This is a genomic window from Gloeobacter kilaueensis JS1, assembly GCF_000484535.1.
GTDB classification, from domain to species: Bacteria; Cyanobacteriota; Cyanobacteriia; order Gloeobacterales; family Gloeobacteraceae; genus Gloeobacter; species Gloeobacter kilaueensis.
Map to the genome: position 1 here is coordinate 3,523,817 of NC_022600.1, position 16,830 is coordinate 3,540,646.

The 16,830-nt window shown below is 58.1% G+C and carries 16 protein-coding genes and 1 pseudogene; 7 read left to right on the plus strand and 10 right to left on the minus strand.

Features of this window, described 5'->3' with window-relative positions; all coding sequences use genetic code 11:
* Positions 1-67: 67 nt before the first annotated feature.
* On the plus strand, positions 68-2,575 hold the full coding sequence (locus GKIL_RS16345; RefSeq protein ID WP_023174884.1) for a mannose-1-phosphate guanyltransferase: 2,508 nt from the start codon (positions 68-70) through the stop codon (positions 2,573-2,575).
* Here the strand turns inward: GKIL_RS16345 and GKIL_RS16350 are convergent.
* Complete coding sequence (locus GKIL_RS16350; protein WP_023174885.1) at positions 2,572-2,784, minus strand: hypothetical protein; 213 nt, start codon at positions 2,782-2,784, stop codon at positions 2,572-2,574. The genes GKIL_RS16345 and GKIL_RS16350 overlap by 4 nt on opposite strands.
* 82 nt (positions 2,785-2,866) lie before the next feature.
* Positions 2,867-3,256 (minus strand): C6orf136 family protein, encoded by a 390-nt coding sequence (locus tag GKIL_RS16355; RefSeq protein WP_023174887.1) that lies wholly within the window; start codon positions 3,254-3,256, stop codon positions 2,867-2,869.
* 80 nt (positions 3,257-3,336) lie between these two features.
* Between GKIL_RS16355 and GKIL_RS16360 the strand changes: the two genes are divergently transcribed.
* The gene (locus GKIL_RS16360; RefSeq protein ID WP_023174888.1) at positions 3,337-4,878 is read left to right on the plus strand and encodes an FAD-dependent oxidoreductase; all 1,542 of its coding nucleotides are present in this window, start codon (positions 3,337-3,339) and stop codon (positions 4,876-4,878) included.
* 60 nt (positions 4,879-4,938) lie between these two features.
* Entirely contained in the window at positions 4,939-5,376 is a 438-nt protein-coding gene (locus tag GKIL_RS16365) for a T3SS (YopN, CesT) and YbjN peptide-binding chaperone 1 (protein ID WP_041244907.1), read from the plus strand.
* A gap of 5 nt (positions 5,377-5,381) precedes the next feature.
* Here the strand turns inward: GKIL_RS16365 and lepB are convergent, their stop codons facing one another.
* Complete coding sequence (lepB, locus tag GKIL_RS16370) at positions 5,382-5,945, minus strand: signal peptidase I (RefSeq protein WP_023174890.1); 564 nt, start codon at positions 5,943-5,945, stop codon at positions 5,382-5,384.
* A 122-nt stretch (positions 5,946-6,067) separates the two neighbouring features.
* Between lepB and GKIL_RS16375 the strand changes: the two genes are divergently transcribed.
* Positions 6,068-6,985, plus strand: a complete 918-nt coding sequence (locus GKIL_RS16375; protein ID WP_023174891.1) for a nucleoside hydrolase — start codon at positions 6,068-6,070, stop codon at positions 6,983-6,985.
* Here GKIL_RS16375 and GKIL_RS16380 read toward each other — a convergent pair.
* On the minus strand, positions 6,982-8,016 hold the full coding sequence (locus GKIL_RS16380; RefSeq protein ID WP_023174892.1) for a threonine aldolase family protein: 1,035 nt from the start codon (positions 8,014-8,016) through the stop codon (positions 6,982-6,984). The two genes, GKIL_RS16375 and GKIL_RS16380, sit on opposite strands and share 4 nt — an antisense overlap.
* Before the next feature lie 299 nt (positions 8,017-8,315).
* Between GKIL_RS16380 and GKIL_RS16385 the strand changes: the two genes are divergently transcribed.
* Positions 8,316-8,516 (plus strand): DUF2973 domain-containing protein, encoded by a 201-nt coding sequence (locus GKIL_RS16385; protein ID WP_245595857.1) that lies wholly within the window; start codon positions 8,316-8,318, stop codon positions 8,514-8,516.
* On the opposite strand, the gene GKIL_RS16390 is transcribed toward GKIL_RS16385, so the two are convergent.
* Positions 8,513-9,037 (minus strand): dihydrofolate reductase, encoded by a 525-nt coding sequence (locus GKIL_RS16390; protein WP_023174894.1) that lies wholly within the window; start codon positions 9,035-9,037, stop codon positions 8,513-8,515. The genes GKIL_RS16385 and GKIL_RS16390 overlap by 4 nt on opposite strands.
* Before the next feature lie 53 nt (positions 9,038-9,090).
* Here GKIL_RS16390 and GKIL_RS16395 point away from each other — a divergent pair, with 53 nt between their 5' ends.
* The gene (locus tag GKIL_RS16395) at positions 9,091-10,893 is read left to right on the plus strand and encodes a M14 family metallopeptidase (RefSeq protein ID WP_023174895.1); all 1,803 of its coding nucleotides are present in this window, start codon (positions 9,091-9,093) and stop codon (positions 10,891-10,893) included.
* Here the strand turns inward: GKIL_RS16395 and GKIL_RS16400 are convergent.
* Complete coding sequence (locus GKIL_RS16400) at positions 10,874-12,133, minus strand: MFS transporter (RefSeq protein ID WP_023174896.1); 1,260 nt, start codon at positions 12,131-12,133, stop codon at positions 10,874-10,876. The two genes, GKIL_RS16395 and GKIL_RS16400, sit on opposite strands and share 20 nt — an antisense overlap.
* Before the next feature lie 114 nt (positions 12,134-12,247).
* Here GKIL_RS16400 and GKIL_RS16405 point away from each other — a divergent pair.
* Positions 12,248-12,580: pseudogene (locus GKIL_RS16405) on the plus strand (integrase core domain-containing protein); the annotation flags it as partial.
* A gap of 148 nt (positions 12,581-12,728) precedes the next feature.
* On the opposite strand, the gene GKIL_RS23785 reads toward GKIL_RS16405, so the two are convergent.
* The 4 genes from GKIL_RS23785 to GKIL_RS24920 all read right to left on the minus strand — a co-directional run bounded on the left by GKIL_RS23785 (position 12,729) and on the right by GKIL_RS24920 (position 16,570).
* Complete coding sequence (locus GKIL_RS23785) at positions 12,729-13,181, minus strand: Clp protease N-terminal domain-containing protein (RefSeq protein ID WP_023174898.1); 453 nt, start codon at positions 13,179-13,181, stop codon at positions 12,729-12,731.
* A gap of 273 nt (positions 13,182-13,454) precedes the next feature.
* Positions 13,455-14,750 (minus strand): IS4 family transposase, encoded by a 1,296-nt coding sequence (locus GKIL_RS16410; RefSeq protein ID WP_023173207.1) that lies wholly within the window; start codon positions 14,748-14,750, stop codon positions 13,455-13,457.
* A gap of 47 nt (positions 14,751-14,797) precedes the next feature.
* A complete protein-coding gene (locus tag GKIL_RS23790; protein WP_071824827.1) occupies positions 14,798-15,580 on the minus strand; it encodes an RHS repeat-associated core domain-containing protein in 783 nt (260 codons plus the stop codon).
* Between the two features lie 225 nt (positions 15,581-15,805).
* Entirely contained in the window at positions 15,806-16,570 is a 765-nt protein-coding gene (locus GKIL_RS24920) for a hypothetical protein (protein ID WP_023174900.1), read from the minus strand.
* Between the last annotated feature and the right edge of the window lie 260 nt (positions 16,571-16,830).

Sequence of the window (16,830 nt, forward strand, 5' to 3'; positions counted from 1 at the left end):
CCTGAGAAACTAATAAACTGGACGTTGGCGGCGCTCATGGACACGACAGCAGACCAGGAGGAATCTTATGCGCGCGGTACTGATGGCGGGCGGCTCGGGAACGCGGCTTCGGCCCCTCACCTGCGATCTGCCCAAGCCGATGGTTCCGATTCTCAACCGGCCCATCTCCGAGCACATTCTCAATCTTTTGAAGCGGCACGGGGTCGATGAGGTGATTGCGACCCTGTACTACCTGCCGGATGTGATGCGCGAGTACTTCCGCGACGGCAGCGACTTTGGACTGCACATGACCTACGCCATCGAGGAAGAAAAGCCCCTGGGCACCGCCGGTTGCGTCAAAAATATCCAAGCGCTCCTGCAGGATACCTTCATCGTCATCTCGGGCGACTCGCTCACCGACATCGACCTGAGCGCTGCCGTTGCCTTTCATAAAAAATCGGGCTCGAAGGCGACGCTGGTGCTCACCCGCGTGCCGGACCCGATGGAATTTGGCGTCGTGATCACAGACGCCCAGGGCCGGATCGTCCGGTTTCTCGAAAAACCGGCGACCAGCGAAGTCTTCTCCGATACGGTCAACACCGGCACCTACATCCTGGAGCCGGAGGTACTGCAGTATCTACCCGCCGACACCGAGGTCGATTTTTCTAAGGACCTCTTTCCAAAATTGCTCGCCAAGGGCGAACCGATGTTTGGCTACGTCGCCGAAGGCTACTGGTGCGATGTCGGCAGCCTCGATACCTACCGCGAGGCGCAGTACGAGGCGCTCGCCGGAAAGATCGCCCTTGAGACCGGCTACAGGCAGATCGAGGAGGGCATCTGGATAGGCGAGAACTCGATTATCGATCCGAGTGTCCGCCTCGAAGCGCCGCTACTGATTGGCAACAACTGCCGCATCGGACCACGGGCACGGCTTTCTGCCGGAACGATCATCGGCGACAACGTCACGGTCGGGGCGGAGGCGGACCTCAAGCGCCCGGTGATCTGGAATGGGGCGCTTATCGGCGAGGAAGCGCACCTGCGCGGCTGCACGATCGCCCGTGGTGCGAGGGTCGGACGGCGCGCCCAGCTATTAGAAGGGGCCGTCGTCGGCGCGCTCACAACCGTCGGAGAAGAGGCAGTGATCGCCCCTGAGGTGCGCATCTGGCCTTCTAAGAAGGTCGAGGTCGGGGCGAATGTGACGATGAATCTCATCTGGGGCACGACGGCGCTGCGCAACCTGTTCTCGCAGCGCGGCGTCAGCGGCCTCGCCAACATCGAGATCACCCCCGAATTTGCCGTCAAGCTGGGAGCGGCTTACGGAGCCACCCTCAAACCCGGTGCCCAGGTGCAGGTCTCCCGCGACCAGCGAGCGATCTCAAGAATGCTCTCGCGCTCGCTCATCTCGGGCCTGATGAGCGTCGGCGTCAACGTCCAGAACCTGGAGGCGACGGCGATTCCGATCGCCCGCTACGTCGCGCCGATGCTCGAAGTCGATGGCGGCATCCATGTGCGCGTCCACCCCGAGCACAACGACCGGGCCCTCATCGAATTTATCGATTCGCAAGGCATCAACATCAACAAAAGCCGCGAAAAGAAGATCGAATCTTCTTTTTTCAAAGAAGACTTTCGCCGCGCCCGCGTCGATGAAATTGGTGAAATCACCTACCCGGCCCGCACGCTCGAATTTTATGGCGCGGGCTTTCTCGATCACCTGAGCGCTCAGGCCCTGCGCAACAGCCAGGCGCGGGTGGTGATCGACTACGCCTACGGCGTCTCCGGCGCGGTGCTGCCGATGCTTTTGGGCAAACTGAGCTGTGAGGCGGTGGTGCTCAACGCCGCCCTTACCACCAACACTCCCCCCACCGGCAAGCAGCGCGAGAGCCTGATTACCCAGTTGGGCAACGTCGTCGAGGCTCTGCAGGCCACCTTCGGCGTTCAGATCTTTGCCAACGGCGAGCGCTTCACCCTGGTGGACGAGGCGGGAGCGGCGATCCGCGAGGAGCAACTGACGGCGCTGCTCGTCGAATTGGTGCTTACCGACAGCCCCCGCTCGGTGATCGTCGTGCCTACCGAAGTGTCGAGTGTCGTCGAGCAGATCGCCCACCGCCACGACGCACGAGTAGTGCGCACCAAGTCGAGCCCGACAGCCCTGATGGAGGCAGCCGCCTCGATCACGAGCGTCGCCCTCGCCGGTTCAGCCGAGATGGGCTTTATCTTCCCCCAACTGCATCCGGGCTTCGATGCGATGTTTGCCATTGCCCACCTGATCGAGATGCTCACCAAGCAGGGCCGATCCCTCTCCCAGACCCGCCAGGATCTGCCGCGCATCCACCACCGCCACCACGTCATCCACTGCCCCTGGAGCGCCAAAGGAGCGCTGATGCGCCAGCTGGTCGAATCGCACCCCGAGGACAGCCTCGAACTGGTGGACGGCGTCAAGGTACACTTTTCTAACGAAGACTGGGTGCTAATCTTGCCGGATGCGGGCGAGCCCATCGTCCATATCTACAGCAACGGCCAGAACCGCGAGTCGGTGGAAAGGCTGGCGCGCAAGTACCGGGAACTGGTGCAGGATTTTACGCGGGACCGGCGCTAGGCAAGTTTGCCGATTTCGCGCCGGGAGACGACGACGGTGTGCTCCCAGCCGTCCATATGCACGGTGATGCCGCCGAAGGCTCCGAAACCGACGACTGTACCGGTTTTGCCCACCAGCGAGCGACCAAAACTGCGGGCGGGCCTGCCGGGAGGAGTGGGATTGGGGTCGATGCAGCGCACGCGGTCGCCGATGGCAAGCGTTATCTTCATGCAGAATTGCTATGTGTCAGACAAGGTACCAACAATCTTAGCGGCAGGGTTCTACCCCTCACCCCTGCCCTTAAGGCCGATTTTATCTACTGCTGCCCCAGGCGAAGTGCTGGCGCAGCACATCGAGGGGCGGATGCCGCCAGTAATCGATGTGCGAGACGATGCGCTCTGTCTCATCGACGATGAGTTCGCTCCAGCCGTCGATGCGGATGCGCGGCTGCCAGGGCAAAGGAGCGCGCCAGCTCAGTGTCCAGCGCGTCACGATCCGGCTATCTGTGCGCTCGATCCCGTGCAGCTCCAGCCGCAGATCCTTGAACCACCTGCCCATAAAGCCAATCATCCGGCGGTAGCGCTCCAGACCCCGAAATTCGGTGAGCGGATCTTTGAAGTAGACCCCTGGGGCGTAGATGCCGTAGGTCTGCTCCGCTGGAAAGCGCTCATAGTCTGCCCGCAGAATGTCGAGGAGATCCACAACGTAGACAAAATAAAGTTTTGTTTCGATTGTAGGGCTTGCTGCCGCTAGGATCGAAGCAGTTGCGCTCAAGGGAGGCGATGCCAGCCAGCCGGACGCCCCTATCGCCCGCCGACCGGGAAAATTTGCGGCGCGCCCAGCAGATCTGGGAGCAGATCAAGGCACCGGGTCCGTTGCCGGTTGCCCAGGTGCTTTCAAGAAGTAGCGAACTGCTTTTTTCGCCGCAGTGGGATGTCGCAATCGCAGGCGGCACACTCGGGGCAATGATCGCAGTACCGCTCGCCCGGCGGGGCTGGCGGGTTGCCCTGGTGGAGCGCGGGCACCTGCGGGGGCGCGATCAGGAGTGGAACGTCTCCCGTCCGGACCTCGATGTACTCGTGGAGCGGCAACTGTTGAGCCGCCACCAACTGGAGCAGGCGATTGCCACGCACTGCGGCCCGGCCCGCATCCAGTTTATGGGTGGTGAACCCATCACCGTGCAGGGTGTGCTCGATGTCGGCGTCGATCCGGTGTTTTTGCTGGCCACCCTCAAGGAGCGCTTTTTAGAAGCCGGGGGAACACTCATCGAACAGGCGGCCTTCGAGAGTGCCGTTGTGCATCCCGATGGCGTGAGCGTCCGGGCGGGCGGCAGGACACTCACGGCGCGATTACTCGTCGATGCGATGGGGCACTTCTCACCCATCGTCCGGCAGGCCCGAGGCGGCGTGAAGCCGGACGGTGTCTGTCTGGTGGTCGGCAGTTGTGCCCGTGGCTATGCTGCCAGTTCAGACAGGACGGACTTGATTGTTTCGTTTACGCCCAGCCAGAACCAGTGCCAGTACTTCTGGGAAGCGTTTCCGGCCCGCGATGGCCGCACGACGTATTTATTTACCTACGTCGATGCTGACCCCCGCCGCTTTGACCTTGAAGTGCTTCTAGACGAATACCTGCACCTGCTGCCGGTATACCAGGGTGCCAATCTGGAGGATCTGCGCTTTGAGCGGCTGCTGTTTGGGGTCTTTCCCTCCTACCGGCGGCCACTGGATCTTTCGCGCTGGGACCGGGTGCTGGCGGTGGGGGACAGTGCGGGTAACCAGTCACCTCTGAGCTTCGGCGGCTTTGGTGCGATGCTGCGCCACCTCGGGCGACTTGAAACTGGCATCGACGGGGCACTGCGGGCAGATTGTCTGGGCGGCCCCGACCTGCAGCGCCTGCAGCCTTATCAGCCGAATCTGGCGGCAAGCTGGCTGTTTCAAAAGGCGATGAGCATCGCAGTGGAGCGCCGGGCCGACCCCGATCAGATCAATCGACTGCTCACCACGGTTTTTGCCCAGATGCAGCAGTTGGGCGAGCCGGTGCTCAAACCGTTCCTGCAGGATATCGTGCAAGCCGGAGCGCTGACGGCAACCCTGGTGCGGGTTGCGATCGCTGATCCGGCGCTGGTGGTGCGTCTGCTACAGCAGCTGGGGGCGGGGCCGGTGCTGGAATGGACCGGCCACTACACAGCTCTGCTCGCCTACAGCGGCCTTTTTCAGTTGACAGCCCACCTGGACCGGCAACTGCTCGATCGGCTGCCCGCCCCACTGTGCTATCGCCTTGGCTGTCTGCTGGAAGCCTGGCGCTACGGTTCGGGCAACGATTGAGCCTCGTTCGGGGCAAAGTTCTAAGATGAACCTGCGGCCAAGAAGGAGATACAGAAGATGATGGAATTTGAGACCGAGCAGCAGAAGCAAGTCTTCGAGCGGATCTTGCCCTGGGTATACGCCGTCTTCGACAAAGCGTCGGTGAGCGTTCACGAGGACAAGCCCCTGGTTCGCATCACCTTCGGCTCCGCCTTCGTCGTCGTCAACGTCTATCCCTGGCGCGACGACGCTGTAGTCAACGTCCGCTCCTACGTCGTCACCAACACCGAGATCACCCCGGATCTGATGTTCTTTTTGTTGCGCGAGAACGACGACATGCGCTTCGGTGCCTTCGGCATCGACGAGGAAAACGACATCTTCTTCGAGTACGCGATCGTCGGCTCCACCTGCGATCAGCCGGAACTGAAGGCAGCGGTCGGGGCGGTTGCCTTTACTGCCGACGAGTACGACGATCAGATCGTCGAGCGCTGGGGCGGCGAGCGGGCAATCGACCGTTAAATTTTTTAGTTGAGCGGCCCCAGCCGATCGAGCGGCCAGAAGCGGAAGACGGCCCGGCCAATCACGTTCTTGCGCGGCAGGAAGCCCCAGATGTGCGAGTCGAAGCTGTTGTTGCGGTTGTCGCCCATGACGAAGTACATGTTGTCGGGCACCTTGACCGGCTGCATCTCGTAGGCCGGTGGCTCGGCGATGTATTTTTCGTCGAGGGGTTTACTGTTGATATACACTTTGCCCTCGTGGACGGCGACCGTATCGCCCGGCAGGCCGATCACCCGCTTGATAAAGGGCTGGTCGTTGGTGTTGATGCCATTTTTGGGCGGTGTGAAGACGATGATCTGGCCGCGCTGGGGCGAAGAAAAGTCGTAGCTGATCTTTTCGACCATCAGCCGATCGTTGATGAGCAGCGTCGGCTCCATCGAGCCTGAAGGAATGTAGAACGCCTGGGCGGCGAAAGTCTGGATGGTGAAGGTGAGGATCAGCGCCACGGCGATAGACTGCACATTTTCGCGCTGGCTTTTAAGGAATGTCCAGAATTTGTTTTCTGGGGGCGGGCTGGGCGAGTTGCTCATAGATACACTGCGAAACGATCTGCCTTTGCAAATCATAGTGGATCAGCTTCCGGACGGGCCAGAGCCTGACGCTGTTTCGCACACCAGCTAGGCTGTGGGAGCTAGCGGGAGGAAGATGCACCTTGGCAAAGCCAGTCATCCACGACCAGGATGGCCACGCCGACGATCTGGTGGCGACGCTGCTCCTGGCGGCCCACCCGGCGGTGGACCTCAAGGCTGCCATCGTCAATAGCGGCGACTGTCTGCCGGAGGTCTCCGCCCAGGTGCTGCAGGAGGTACTGCTCCAACTGGGCCTCCCCGAGGTGGTGGTGGCTTACCAGATCCATTCGCTGCCCCATCCGTTTCCGGCAGCCTGGCAGGCGGAGAGCCTCAATTATCGCCGCGACTTCGCCGGTTCACCGGTGCATTCTCCAACCGCAACGGGCACCCAACTGCTGGTGGAGACGATTCTAGAGAGCCCCGAACCGGTGACACTGCTGGTCACTGGTCCCTGCACCAACCTCGCCGCCGCCCTGGACGCTGCACCGCAGATTGCCCGCAAGTTGGAGCGGGTGGTGTTGATGGCCGGTAGTCTGGCGGCGGGAGGCAACGTCCACGACCAACCGGGTCACGACGGCAGCGCCGAGTGGAATCTTTATTGTGACCCGCCCGCCGCTGCTTTCTGTCTGGCTGCTGGGCTGCCTTTGGAGCTGGTCACCCTCGATGTCACCAATCACGTGCCGATGACGCCGCCTTTTTTGCAGCGCCTGGCTGAGCGCTCCGGTGCCTGTGCGATCGCAGCCAGGCTGCTGGGCGGTGTCGAGCAGCAGAATTACTATTTCTGGGACACCCTCGCCGCTCTGCTGACCTGCGAACCGGATTTTCTACCCCGCCAGGGTGTACAAGTTCGTATCCGCACCGACGCACCGGCTGAGGGGCGCACCGAGTGTGCGGACGACGGCTTTCCAGTAACGATCTTTGCTGCCGGAGACGAGGACAGAACGCTCAAGGTGCGCGTCGAGGAACGCTTTATCAAGATCCTCGAAGGGGCAGGATTCTAGCCATAGAGACGCTTGAAGACCGCGAGTGCCTGCTCGATTGCCCCATCGTTGATGTCGAGGTGGGTGACCAACCGCAGCCGCTGGGGACCAAAGACGCTGACTCGAACGCCGTGGGCGGCCAGATCCGCCGCTACCGCCGCCGCTGTGTAATCGGCCTGGACATCGACCATGACGATGTTGGTGTGTACCACCTCCAGATCGACCGAAAAGGCCGGCAGCTGAGCAAGTTGCTCCGCCAGCTGCCGTGCGCGCCGATGATCCTCCGCCAGCCGTTCGATGTGGTGATCGAGGGCGTAAAGCCCGGCGGCGGCGAGCAGGCCCACCTGGCGCATACCGCCCCCAAAAGCTTTGCGCAGCCGCGTCGCCTGGGCGATAAAATCGGCTCCCCCCGCCAGGACCGACCCCGCCGGGCAGCCCAGCCCCTTAGAAAGGCAGAAGTAAACCGAGTCGAAAGGAGCGGCCAGTTCTGCCGGGCTGAGGCCGCTGGCGACGCTGGCATTTAGGAGTCGCGCTCCATCGAGGTGCATCGGCAACCGGTACTGGTGGGCAACCTCGGCAATGTCTAAGATGAGCGGCTGCGGATAGACCACGCCGCCACCCCGATTGTGGGTATTTTCAAGCAGGATGAGGGCGGTCATCGGCTCGTGCAGATCGACGGGCCGAATTGCAGAGCGCACCTGCTCAGCGCTTAAGATACCGTGCTGACCACTGAGGGTATGGAGTTGGACGCCGCTTAAGTGACTCGCGCCGCCCCGCTCGTAGTTGAAAACATGACAGTCTCGATCGCAGATCACCTCCTGGCCGGGACGGGTATGGGTGGCAATTGCCACCTGATTGCACATCGTGCCGGTAGGAAAAAATAGCCCCTTTTCTTTGCCGAGCAGGCGAGCGACGCGCTCCTGCAGGCGGTTGACGGTGGGATCTTCTCCGTATACATCGTCTCCGACTTCGGCCTCGAACATCGTCTGACGCATCGCCGCTGTGGGCCGGGTAACCGTATCGCTGCGCAAATCGATGGCCGGGTCAGACATAGCTTGTACTCCCTGTGATTTCTACATCCTAGCGAGCACACTCCCAAAGCTGGGCGAGCAATCGAATTACCGATTGACCCTAAACCTCAAGAAAGATGTCGGGGATCAACAAAGAGGGCTAAGATTGAAATCAGGATCTGGCGTTGTGCGATTCGATACCGGTTGATATCTGACAAGCAGCGACAGAGCCTGGGATAAATCTAATAATCGCATTGCTTTACGGTTTGAGGCTGTCAATGCTTTTCCACCTGCTCTATCTGATCTGCTTCCTGCTGCTGAGCGCTCTGGCGTTTTATACCATGGCTGTGGGTTGGCGTCAGAGGCAGTCGCGTAAGACGAATCGCATCAAGCCGCACCCGGAATTGCTCGATCGTCAGGGCCGGTTGATCAAAGATCCGCTGCTGGTGGTCCGGGTAACGCCCCGCGACGCTGATTTTCGCAGTCGGCTCGAAGCTCTTTATAACCAGTCCCCCGACGAGGAGCAGCGCCCCGAGCGCTAGGTTTTTTGTGCGCCCAGCTGTGACCAGTCGAAGTGGGCCTGCTCGTCGCGCTGGAACTTGTAGCGCACAAAGGTCTTGAAGCCTTCCTCCGCAACGATGTTCCAGCAATAGCCGAGATCGGGCAGGTAGGTGTCGCCCGTGTGCTCTCCTGGGATCAAGCTCAAGTAGAGAGTGTCGAGCAGTCTGGCGCACTGGGCATAGACGCTCGCTCCACCGATAACGAAGAGGGTTTTTTGCCGGGCACAGACCAGTGCCTCCTCCAGGCTTGGCAGATACTGCACGTCGGGCCAGGGCGGACCCGGTCGATGTGTCAATACAAGATGCCTGCGTTCTACTAAAGGGGCTTTGCGCCTTTTGACGATGCTCTCGAAAGTTTGGCGGCCCATCAGCAGCGTCTGGCCGATGGTGAGCTGTTTGAATGCCTGCAATTCTTCAGGGCAATCCCAGGGCAGGTCGTTGTCCCGGCCAATCAGGCGGTTGCGGTCGGTGGCGACGACGGCGGTGAGTTTGAGCATCTCCATAAAATTGGCTCCGGCCTCTTTCAAAGACCCCGACAAAGGCATAGTATCGGCGGATGCAGCGCACGATTTCGACAATGTTTCTGCTGGGCAGTGGTTTGCTCAGCCTTGTTATTCTCAGCTTCGCTGCCGGGGCTACCCCGGTACCCGCCCAGTGGCAGACGCAGGCCGAGGCGAGCGACTATCGCCGGACCAGCCGCTACGACGAGGACGTTGCCTTTGCCCGCAGACTGGCAGCGGCCTCGCCTTACATCGACTTTCAGCCGGTGGGCAAAAGTCCGGAGGGACGCGCTCTGCCGGTCATCGTCGTCTCGAAGGATAGAGCCTTCAGTCCCGAGGCAGCCCGCGCCACAGGTAAAGAGATCGTGCTGGTCATTGCCGGCATTCACCCCGGCGAGATCCCAGGCAAGGACGCCGGTTGGGCGCTGGTGCGCGACATGGCGATCACCGCGACCCAGCAGGCGCTTTTGGACAAGGCGATCTTGATATTTATCCCGATCTTCAACGTCGATGGCCACGAGCGCTTTGGGCCCTATAACCGGATCAACCAGAACGGTCCCGAGCAGGCGGGCTGGCGCACGACAGCCCAGAACTACAACCTCAACCGCGACTTTCTCAAAGCCGACAGTCCCGAGATGCGCACCTGGCTGGATCTGTTCCACCGCTGGCAGCCGGATCTCATCGTCGATACCCACGACACCGACGGCGCGGATTTTCAGTACGACCTCACCTACGGCCTGGAATTTGCCGCCAACCTGCCCCAGGCACTCGTTGCCTGGCAAAAAGCAGCGTTTTTAGGTGCAATCTTTCCGGCCACCGAGCGCCACGGCCACAAGATCGCTCCCTACATCGTCCTGCGCGACAGCAAAGACCCGACAAAAGGTTTCGATCAGCAGGCGAGCGAACCGCGCTACTCCACAGGCTACGGAGCGATTCTCAATCGCCCGTCGCTTCTGGTGGAAACCCACATGCTCAAGGACTACCGCACCCGCGTCCTCGCCACCTACGATCTATTAGTCGAAATTTTTGCTTACCTGAACCGCCATCCCGGCGAACTGCGCGCCCTGGTAAATCAAGCCGACAGTCAGACGACCGCTCGCGGCCAAAAGTACGATCCGGCGGCCCGCTTTCCCCTCACTTTTGAGTTGAGCGATAAACACGAGCGCTTTGCCTTCAAAGGGTTCGAGTCGCACCTCGAATTGAGCGCCCTCTCGGGCACCACCTGGATCCGCTACGATTCGAGCAAACCGCGCACCTTCGATGTGCCGTACTACAGCGAACTGCTCCCCAAAAAGACCGTCGCACCGCCTCTCGCCTATATCGTGCCAGTGCATCTGAGCGAGGTGATCGAGCGGATCAAACTCCACCACCTGCGCTACGAGGTGCTCACTGCTCCCCGCCAGTTCACCGTGCAGACCTATCGCCTGAGCGACCCGGTCTGGGAGGCGCAGCCCTTCGAGAACCACATCCGGCTCAAGGACTTCAAACTCGCGCCCATCGAGCGCCAGATAACCTATCCGACCGGGTCGTTACTCGTTCCCCTCGACCAGCCCGCTGCCAACGTCGCCATTCACCTGCTGGAGCCGGAGGGACCGGACTCGCTTTTGCAGTGGGGCTACCTCGACGCCCTCTTTGAGCAGAAGGAGTACGCCGAACCCTACGTGATGGAAAAAAAAGCCCGCGAGATGATCGAAGCCGATCCACAGCTCAAAGCCGAATTTGAGCAGAAGCTCAGCAGTGACCCGGCCTTCGCCGCCAGTCCCGAAGCACGGCTGGACTTTTTTTATCGGCGCACGCCCTACTGGGACGAGCGGCTGGGCATCTATCCGATTGGCCGGATCATCCAGCCAGTTCGCTGAGCGAACCGAGGCGGCGCACCTGCGGCCAGAGCCAGGCCACGGCGAGCACGACGACGAGGGTGCCGATGCCGCCGCCCACCACCGAGAGAATGGGTCCGAACCATTCGGCCACCAGGCCCGACTCGAAGCCGCCAATTTCGTTGGAGGCACTTACAAAGACGAAGTTCACCGCCAGTACCCGGCCCCGCATCGCGTCGGGGGTGAGGAGCTGCAACAGGGTGCTGCGCACGACGACGCTGATGTTGTCGAACACACCGGTCAGCGCCAGCATCGCGAGCGACAGATAAAAATTGTGCGACAAACCAAAGACGATCGTCGCCACACCAAAGCCGCTCACCGCCAACAGCAGCGTCAGCCCGGCCCGGCGCATCGGCGGCAGGTAGGCAAGGACGATCGCCATCGCGAGGGCCCCCACCGAGGGAGCGGCCCGCAGCCAGCCCAGCCCCACCGGACCGACGTGGAGAATATCTTTGGCATAGACCGGCAGGAGGGTGGTGGCACCGCCCAAAAGCACCGCAAACAGATCGAGGGTGATCGTGGCGAGGATGATCTGGTTGCTCCAGATAAAGCTCAACCCACCCACCAGCGAGCGAAAGCTAATCGCCTCTTTGGCGCGGGCGGGCGGTCTGTACTGGGGCCTGAGGGCAGCGGTGAACAGCAAAAAACTGAAGGCGCAGGCGACAGTGAGCACGTAGGCGAAGGCGGCGCTCTTTTGCCAGGCGATCACGAGGCCACCGAGAGCCGGGCCAATCACCGAGCCAACCTGAAACCAGCTGCTGCGCCAGGTAACGGCGTTCGCCAGAGCAGCCGGCGGCACCAGTTGCGGCAGCAGTGCCGAGTTGGCGGGGCCGCTGAAGGCGCGGGCCAGGGCACTGATAAGCAGACAGCCATAGATGAGCATGACCGCACCGTGCAGGGCAGAAAGCAGCGAGAGCCCAAGAGCGGCGAGGGCAACCACCGTCTGCGCCACCATGATCACCCGCTGGCGGTCGTAGCGGTCCGCCACCTGACCGGCGGGCAGCGAGAGCAAGATGGGTGGCAGTGCCTGCACCAGCCCGACCCAACCTAAGAGCAAAGTCGAGTGGGTGCGCTCGTACAGCTCCCAGCCCACCGCCACCGCCTGCACCTGCTGGCCCAGTACCGCCGCCATGCTGCCGCAGGCGTACAGCCGGTAGTCGCGCGAGCGCAAAGCGGCGTAAGGGTCATGCAGAGCCTTCAGCTCTTCGTTGTTCTCTCCCATTCCCGCTCCTGAGCCAACCCCCCTCACCAGTAAAACCCACCGCCTATGTTTCAGATACCCTGGCTGGATTTCCAACACAAGGCAGTTCAACTGGTACAGACGGTGCCGCAAGCAGTGGAGCGCTACGGCAAACCGAGACGTATTTGCGTAGACAACGGTCCAGAGTTTGTGTCGAAGGAGCTAGATTTATGGGCTTATACCAATGGAGTAGAGTTAGACTTTTCCCGGCCTGGTAAGCCGACGGACAATGCCCACTGCGAGTCGTTCAATAGTCGGCTCAGGCAGGAGTGTTTGAATCAGCACTGGTTCTTGAGTGTGGCAGATAGTCGTCAGAAGCTGGAGGAGTGGCGGGTGGATTACAATCAGTATCGACCGCACAGTTTGCTGGGTGGGATGACGCCGATAGAGTTTGCCTGTGCCACGAGCCCTGATCCTTTGCTAGTGTAGGAGACAGCCGGATTTTCCCGTTCCCGCCGGTCCAGTATTTGGGTCATCTCCATCGGCCAGAAGACTCTCAGTTTAAGCGGTTCACTTTCACGGTTGCATGTCACAGAGCGTCACCTCAATTATATTCGGTTTTATTAGGTCACTCTACTTATAACTGTTCTTTGCAAAGCTGTTCGCGCAAAGCAGAAGGCGTAATATTAAACTCCGAAAGTATTACTTCTGATACCCCTCCATAAACTTCGACTGCGCGAATAAAGCCCAAGAATAAATGCCTGTCAGAGACCATTGCAAATCCGTCCTTGTGAGCTTCTTCTAAAGCGGAATTTAAGGCAAAAATATATGTGGGGGATGGCTCAGTAGTGTTAGCTGCTGCTTTTTTAGTGAAGCTCAATCTTTCTATGCTATCCCTTAAAGCTTTCAAACCTAGCTCAAATCTTTTTAAGATACTGAAGCTCACAGTTTCAGGAACAGATGCAAGGCTGAAAAGCAGATGCTCAAGCTCGACTGTATTTGAGAGAAAACTTTGTGCAACCCCACTGCTAGCGATGATAATATACAAAGCTTTTTCAGAGTAGTCGTCGAGGCTAAACCTACTTTCCATGAATCACCCTTTACCTGAGGTTGTATGTTTTTGTCAGCTGAAGAGGGTTTACTCCTCTGCGTGATGTACTTCTTATTGCTGCACCTCCAACTCTAGTGAAGTTCACTCGTAAAGTTTGATAGCCCCGTTGCTTCAGTTGCTCGAAGAAAAGCCTGTAAACCCCTCGCAATTGCCCCACACCTACTTGTGATTTGGTAAACGGGTTTGGACCACTAACAAGAAAATCATCAAGGACAAGGGCATCCGTGACAAGTTAAGGTCACGGACGGTTTGTCAAGTAGGGTGAGGAGCAACATTGAGGCGGACTTCTGGTTTTCGGATCGTCTTGAGCACACCCAAATCTTTGTTCTTCGGCGCTGACAAATACTCGACTACATCACTGGCTATCCCACGATTGGCGGCATTGCAAAAGTGATACAGCCCCCGATACACCATCTCCTGCGAAATCCGCTCGTACTCGACAGACAACGCCTCTGCCACCGCATCGCTCAAGTCCACCAGCACACTGTAAAACAGCCAACTCGCCCAGACTTGTAATTGCACGCCATTGATTGAACCGGTCCACAGGTACGACAACCCCAACAAGCGCTTAACGATGCCAAAAGCTGTCTCAATATTCCAGCGTCTACTATACAAATCTGCTACGACAAAAGGCGGCAACACGGTTGGGTCGAGCACCGAGGTCAGATAGCTGTACCAGGTATTGCCCTGCTTCACTTCTACCAATCGCAGCACAGGCAACTCTCCCTTGCTGGAGGTGAGCAAAATGGTGCGCTCCCGGTGGTAGGCACTTTTAGAAAGGCTTTCGACCACCACATAAGTCGTGTTTTTCTTCATCCGACTCAGAAACTGGCCACCACCTGCAAGAACACGGGCGAACTCGCCAAAGTCATAAAACCCCCGGTCCAAAACCAGCAATATGCCCGGACGGACGCGGGAATGTAAGGCTGGCCAGAAAGTGGTGTCATGGGCCAGTGGCTGCTCCTCAAACCATACATCCACCGGCAGATGAGTACACATGTCCAGCAGCGTGCAAATCTTCCCCCCAAGCACTCCTGCGGGTTGCTCCTGGAGGCTGTCGAGTTTGCGGAACACCGCTTCGAGCGTCGAGCCGTCTGCTATCCAGAGCGCCTCAAAGTGTTTTTTTGCGATTTGGAGGGCGACGGGTAGGGGACGGGTGCGCTGTTGCTGACGTTGCTGGAGAGTGGGAAGCAATGCTTGCAGGACAGAAGCGAACAATCCTGCAGCAAATGCCAGCAGACGCTGGGACAAAGCTTGCTGAGAGACATCGACCGCCGTACACCAGAGGAGATTGTCTCTTGCGAGCATCCGGGCCAGTTCATGGACTGAGGGTACCTGCCGCCAGATGAGGGTGAGCGTGGCTGCGACCATCAGTGGCAAGGAGAGAATGCGCTCGCGTAGGCCCAGTTGGCGATAGCTGGCAAGTTGGCTGTAGACCGCAGGCTTGAGAAGCAGGGTGAGGTGCTCTTCAATCTGCTCACTGGTGGGAGCGCTCATGCGGCGGGAGCGCACGTGGTCAGGGTGACGAGTCTTCTTGTTGGTTGTCATGCCGCCTAAACTAGCAAAGCGGCAGGCTTGACAAAAACATGATTACCTTAACTTGTCACCCATGGGACAAGGGTAGTGTCAGAGGATTGACCACTAACTACTCCCCGGATAGTTACAGAATCTCCTTGGGTTGGAAATGTTTGATTAAACCGGTCTCCAGGTTTTAATGGTTCATTTGTAGACAAATAGACATCAGGACCATAACTTCTCTGCCGAGAAAACTGCGCCAGCAAGAGGGGTACACCTCGTGTAGGCATCATCGGCCCATTCGGGTCGCTCGGGTTCGGCTGCTTGGGTGTCATATCCGGAGGCGAAGTCGGAGGAAAGGGCCGCCCGCTGCCACTCCCGTTACCACCACCACCGCCGCCAATTCCAGGTGCGCCGATGGTTACGCCAGTACCAACCAGGAAAGAGACAGGAGCATTGGGATCGAGAATGGAACGCGGTCCAATGACAATGACCGGTGCTAGGTCGTAAGGTGTACCACCACTTCCATCTCCCCTATCGTCGCCCTCCAATCCAGAGGGATCGCTATCGGTATGCGGGTTGTTGCCGACGTAGCGGTAGAGGTTGGTGTCACCGCCTGCAAAACCGAGCGGGTCTTCCATCGTGTAGCGGTGATGACCAGGAATGTAGTACCGGCCCCGCATGTAGTAGTACCAGCTATTGGAGTCTTGCTCCCGGCCTGCATAGCGCAGATTGTTGCTACTGCTGTTGCTGCTATTGGCAACTATCTTGTCGCCAAAGGGACTATAGCCGTAGCCCGTCTTCACCGTTTTGCTATCGCCGTCAATCGCTGCGATGACCGAGTTGTTGAACGGGTCGTGCAACAGACACTCGTCCGTACTGCCCGCTCGGCTCGCCTACCAACAGGCCGTGCGCGGCAACATCCCCGAAAACAGCGACTGCACAGTGATCGTGGCCCGCATCTAGGGACTGCTACTCGTCGCTGTATTCGACCATCCACAATTCAGCTACCGGCAACTATCGGCAACTGCCAGCCCGGCAAAAGTTCCAGCGTCTTCAGGGTCATCTCCGATAGGGTTGAAGAAGCACTATGCTGTAAAGTAATCATTTATATCTATGTCACTTATATTGATTTGATGCCACTCATCTGTTACTGCAACAATAAAAAGCTGATCTGTAGCTTCAAGGTACGTTTCTAACTTAAATGATATTTCTTCAACACTAAATTTACTTTGCATCAAACATGCGTTAGGCATATAATACCAGTGTTTTGTAGCCAGCGAATCGATCACAGCATAGAACTCTGAATAAGCCTCTCTTGAAGCTCTATCTCTACTTTTGCTAATTCTGGCAACATCGTAGGTCATTAAGTAGGTTTTAAGTTCCTTAAAATTTTGAGGTGATGATGTTTTCAGCTCATATGCCTTACTTGGAGCAAAGAAAGGTTCGTCATATGCAAGAACCTCTATCAATTGACAATGCACTGTATTCATTTCCTCCTGACTGTAGCCAAGGCGGATATGTAAATCATTTGAGTCAATAATGTTTAAGCAGATCGTTAGAGAATTAACCATAGCTTGTATTTCTTGTTTTGAAAATCGCAATAGAAGTTGACTTGTAAAATCAAAAGTATCTTTATCAATATAAGGTCTAAGTTGTGCATGTACTAGCTCTAATAAGGCTTGTGCTCGCACACGTTCTAAACCGATCTGCGTTGAGAAATCTTGAAAACAATACTTGTCGAGAAGCTCCAGTCCAAAACAAACTTCGTTTAAAGCTGCCTGTAAGATGGCTCCTTCATCCAGAGTCAAACTTAAAGTAAGTAAGGCGTGTTCAGATTGGAGTACTTGCATCGGTTTACTCCTCATAATTCGCTTAAGTTACCTTAGGCGTCTTAGGTATTCATTAACACTTATACCTCCAGGAGGGTCAACAAAGAATATGGTGCCGCCATCTGGAGAACCTGGATCTCTTATTAAGAGTACATTTGTCTTTGGATTATAAAAGGCAGTCCTTCCTCTTAATAATCTTATCGGATTAAGGCTGACGTTTTGCAGCATGGAGTCAATGAGTACTGCTAGGTCCGCCTCGTCAAATATTCCAAGCGGTCTTA

Excerpts from the sequence above, each read along its gene's own strand:
- GKIL_RS16345 (WP_023174884.1), top strand. The coding sequence starts at position 68 with ATGCGCGCGGTACTGATGGCGGGCGGCTCGGGAACGCGGCTTCGGCCC.
- GKIL_RS16350 (WP_023174885.1), bottom strand. The coding sequence starts at position 2,784 with ATGAAGATAACGCTTGCCATCGGCGACCGCGTGCGCTGCATCGACCCC.
- GKIL_RS16360 (WP_023174888.1), top strand. The coding sequence starts at position 3,337 with ATGCCAGCCAGCCGGACGCCCCTATCGCCCGCCGACCGGGAAAATTTG.
- GKIL_RS16365 (WP_041244907.1), top strand. The coding sequence starts at position 4,939 with ATGGAATTTGAGACCGAGCAGCAGAAGCAAGTCTTCGAGCGGATCTTG.
- lepB (WP_023174890.1), bottom strand. The coding sequence starts at position 5,945 with ATGAGCAACTCGCCCAGCCCGCCCCCAGAAAACAAATTCTGGACATTC.
- GKIL_RS16380 (WP_023174892.1), bottom strand. The coding sequence starts at position 8,016 with ATGTCTGACCCGGCCATCGATTTGCGCAGCGATACGGTTACCCGGCCC.
- GKIL_RS16385 (WP_245595857.1), top strand. The coding sequence starts at position 8,316 with ATGGCTGTGGGTTGGCGTCAGAGGCAGTCGCGTAAGACGAATCGCATC.
- GKIL_RS16390 (WP_023174894.1), bottom strand. The coding sequence starts at position 9,037 with ATGGAGATGCTCAAACTCACCGCCGTCGTCGCCACCGACCGCAACCGC.
- GKIL_RS16395 (WP_023174895.1), top strand. The coding sequence starts at position 9,091 with ATGCAGCGCACGATTTCGACAATGTTTCTGCTGGGCAGTGGTTTGCTC.
- GKIL_RS16400 (WP_023174896.1), bottom strand. The coding sequence starts at position 12,133 with ATGGGAGAGAACAACGAAGAGCTGAAGGCTCTGCATGACCCTTACGCC.
- GKIL_RS23785 (WP_023174898.1), bottom strand. The coding sequence starts at position 13,181 with ATGGAAAGTAGGTTTAGCCTCGACGACTACTCTGAAAAAGCTTTGTAT.
- GKIL_RS16410 (WP_023173207.1), bottom strand. The coding sequence starts at position 14,750 with ATGACAACCAACAAGAAGACTCGTCACCCTGACCACGTGCGCTCCCGC.
- GKIL_RS24920 (WP_023174900.1), bottom strand. The coding sequence starts at position 16,570 with ATGCAAGTACTCCAATCTGAACACGCCTTACTTACTTTAAGTTTGACT.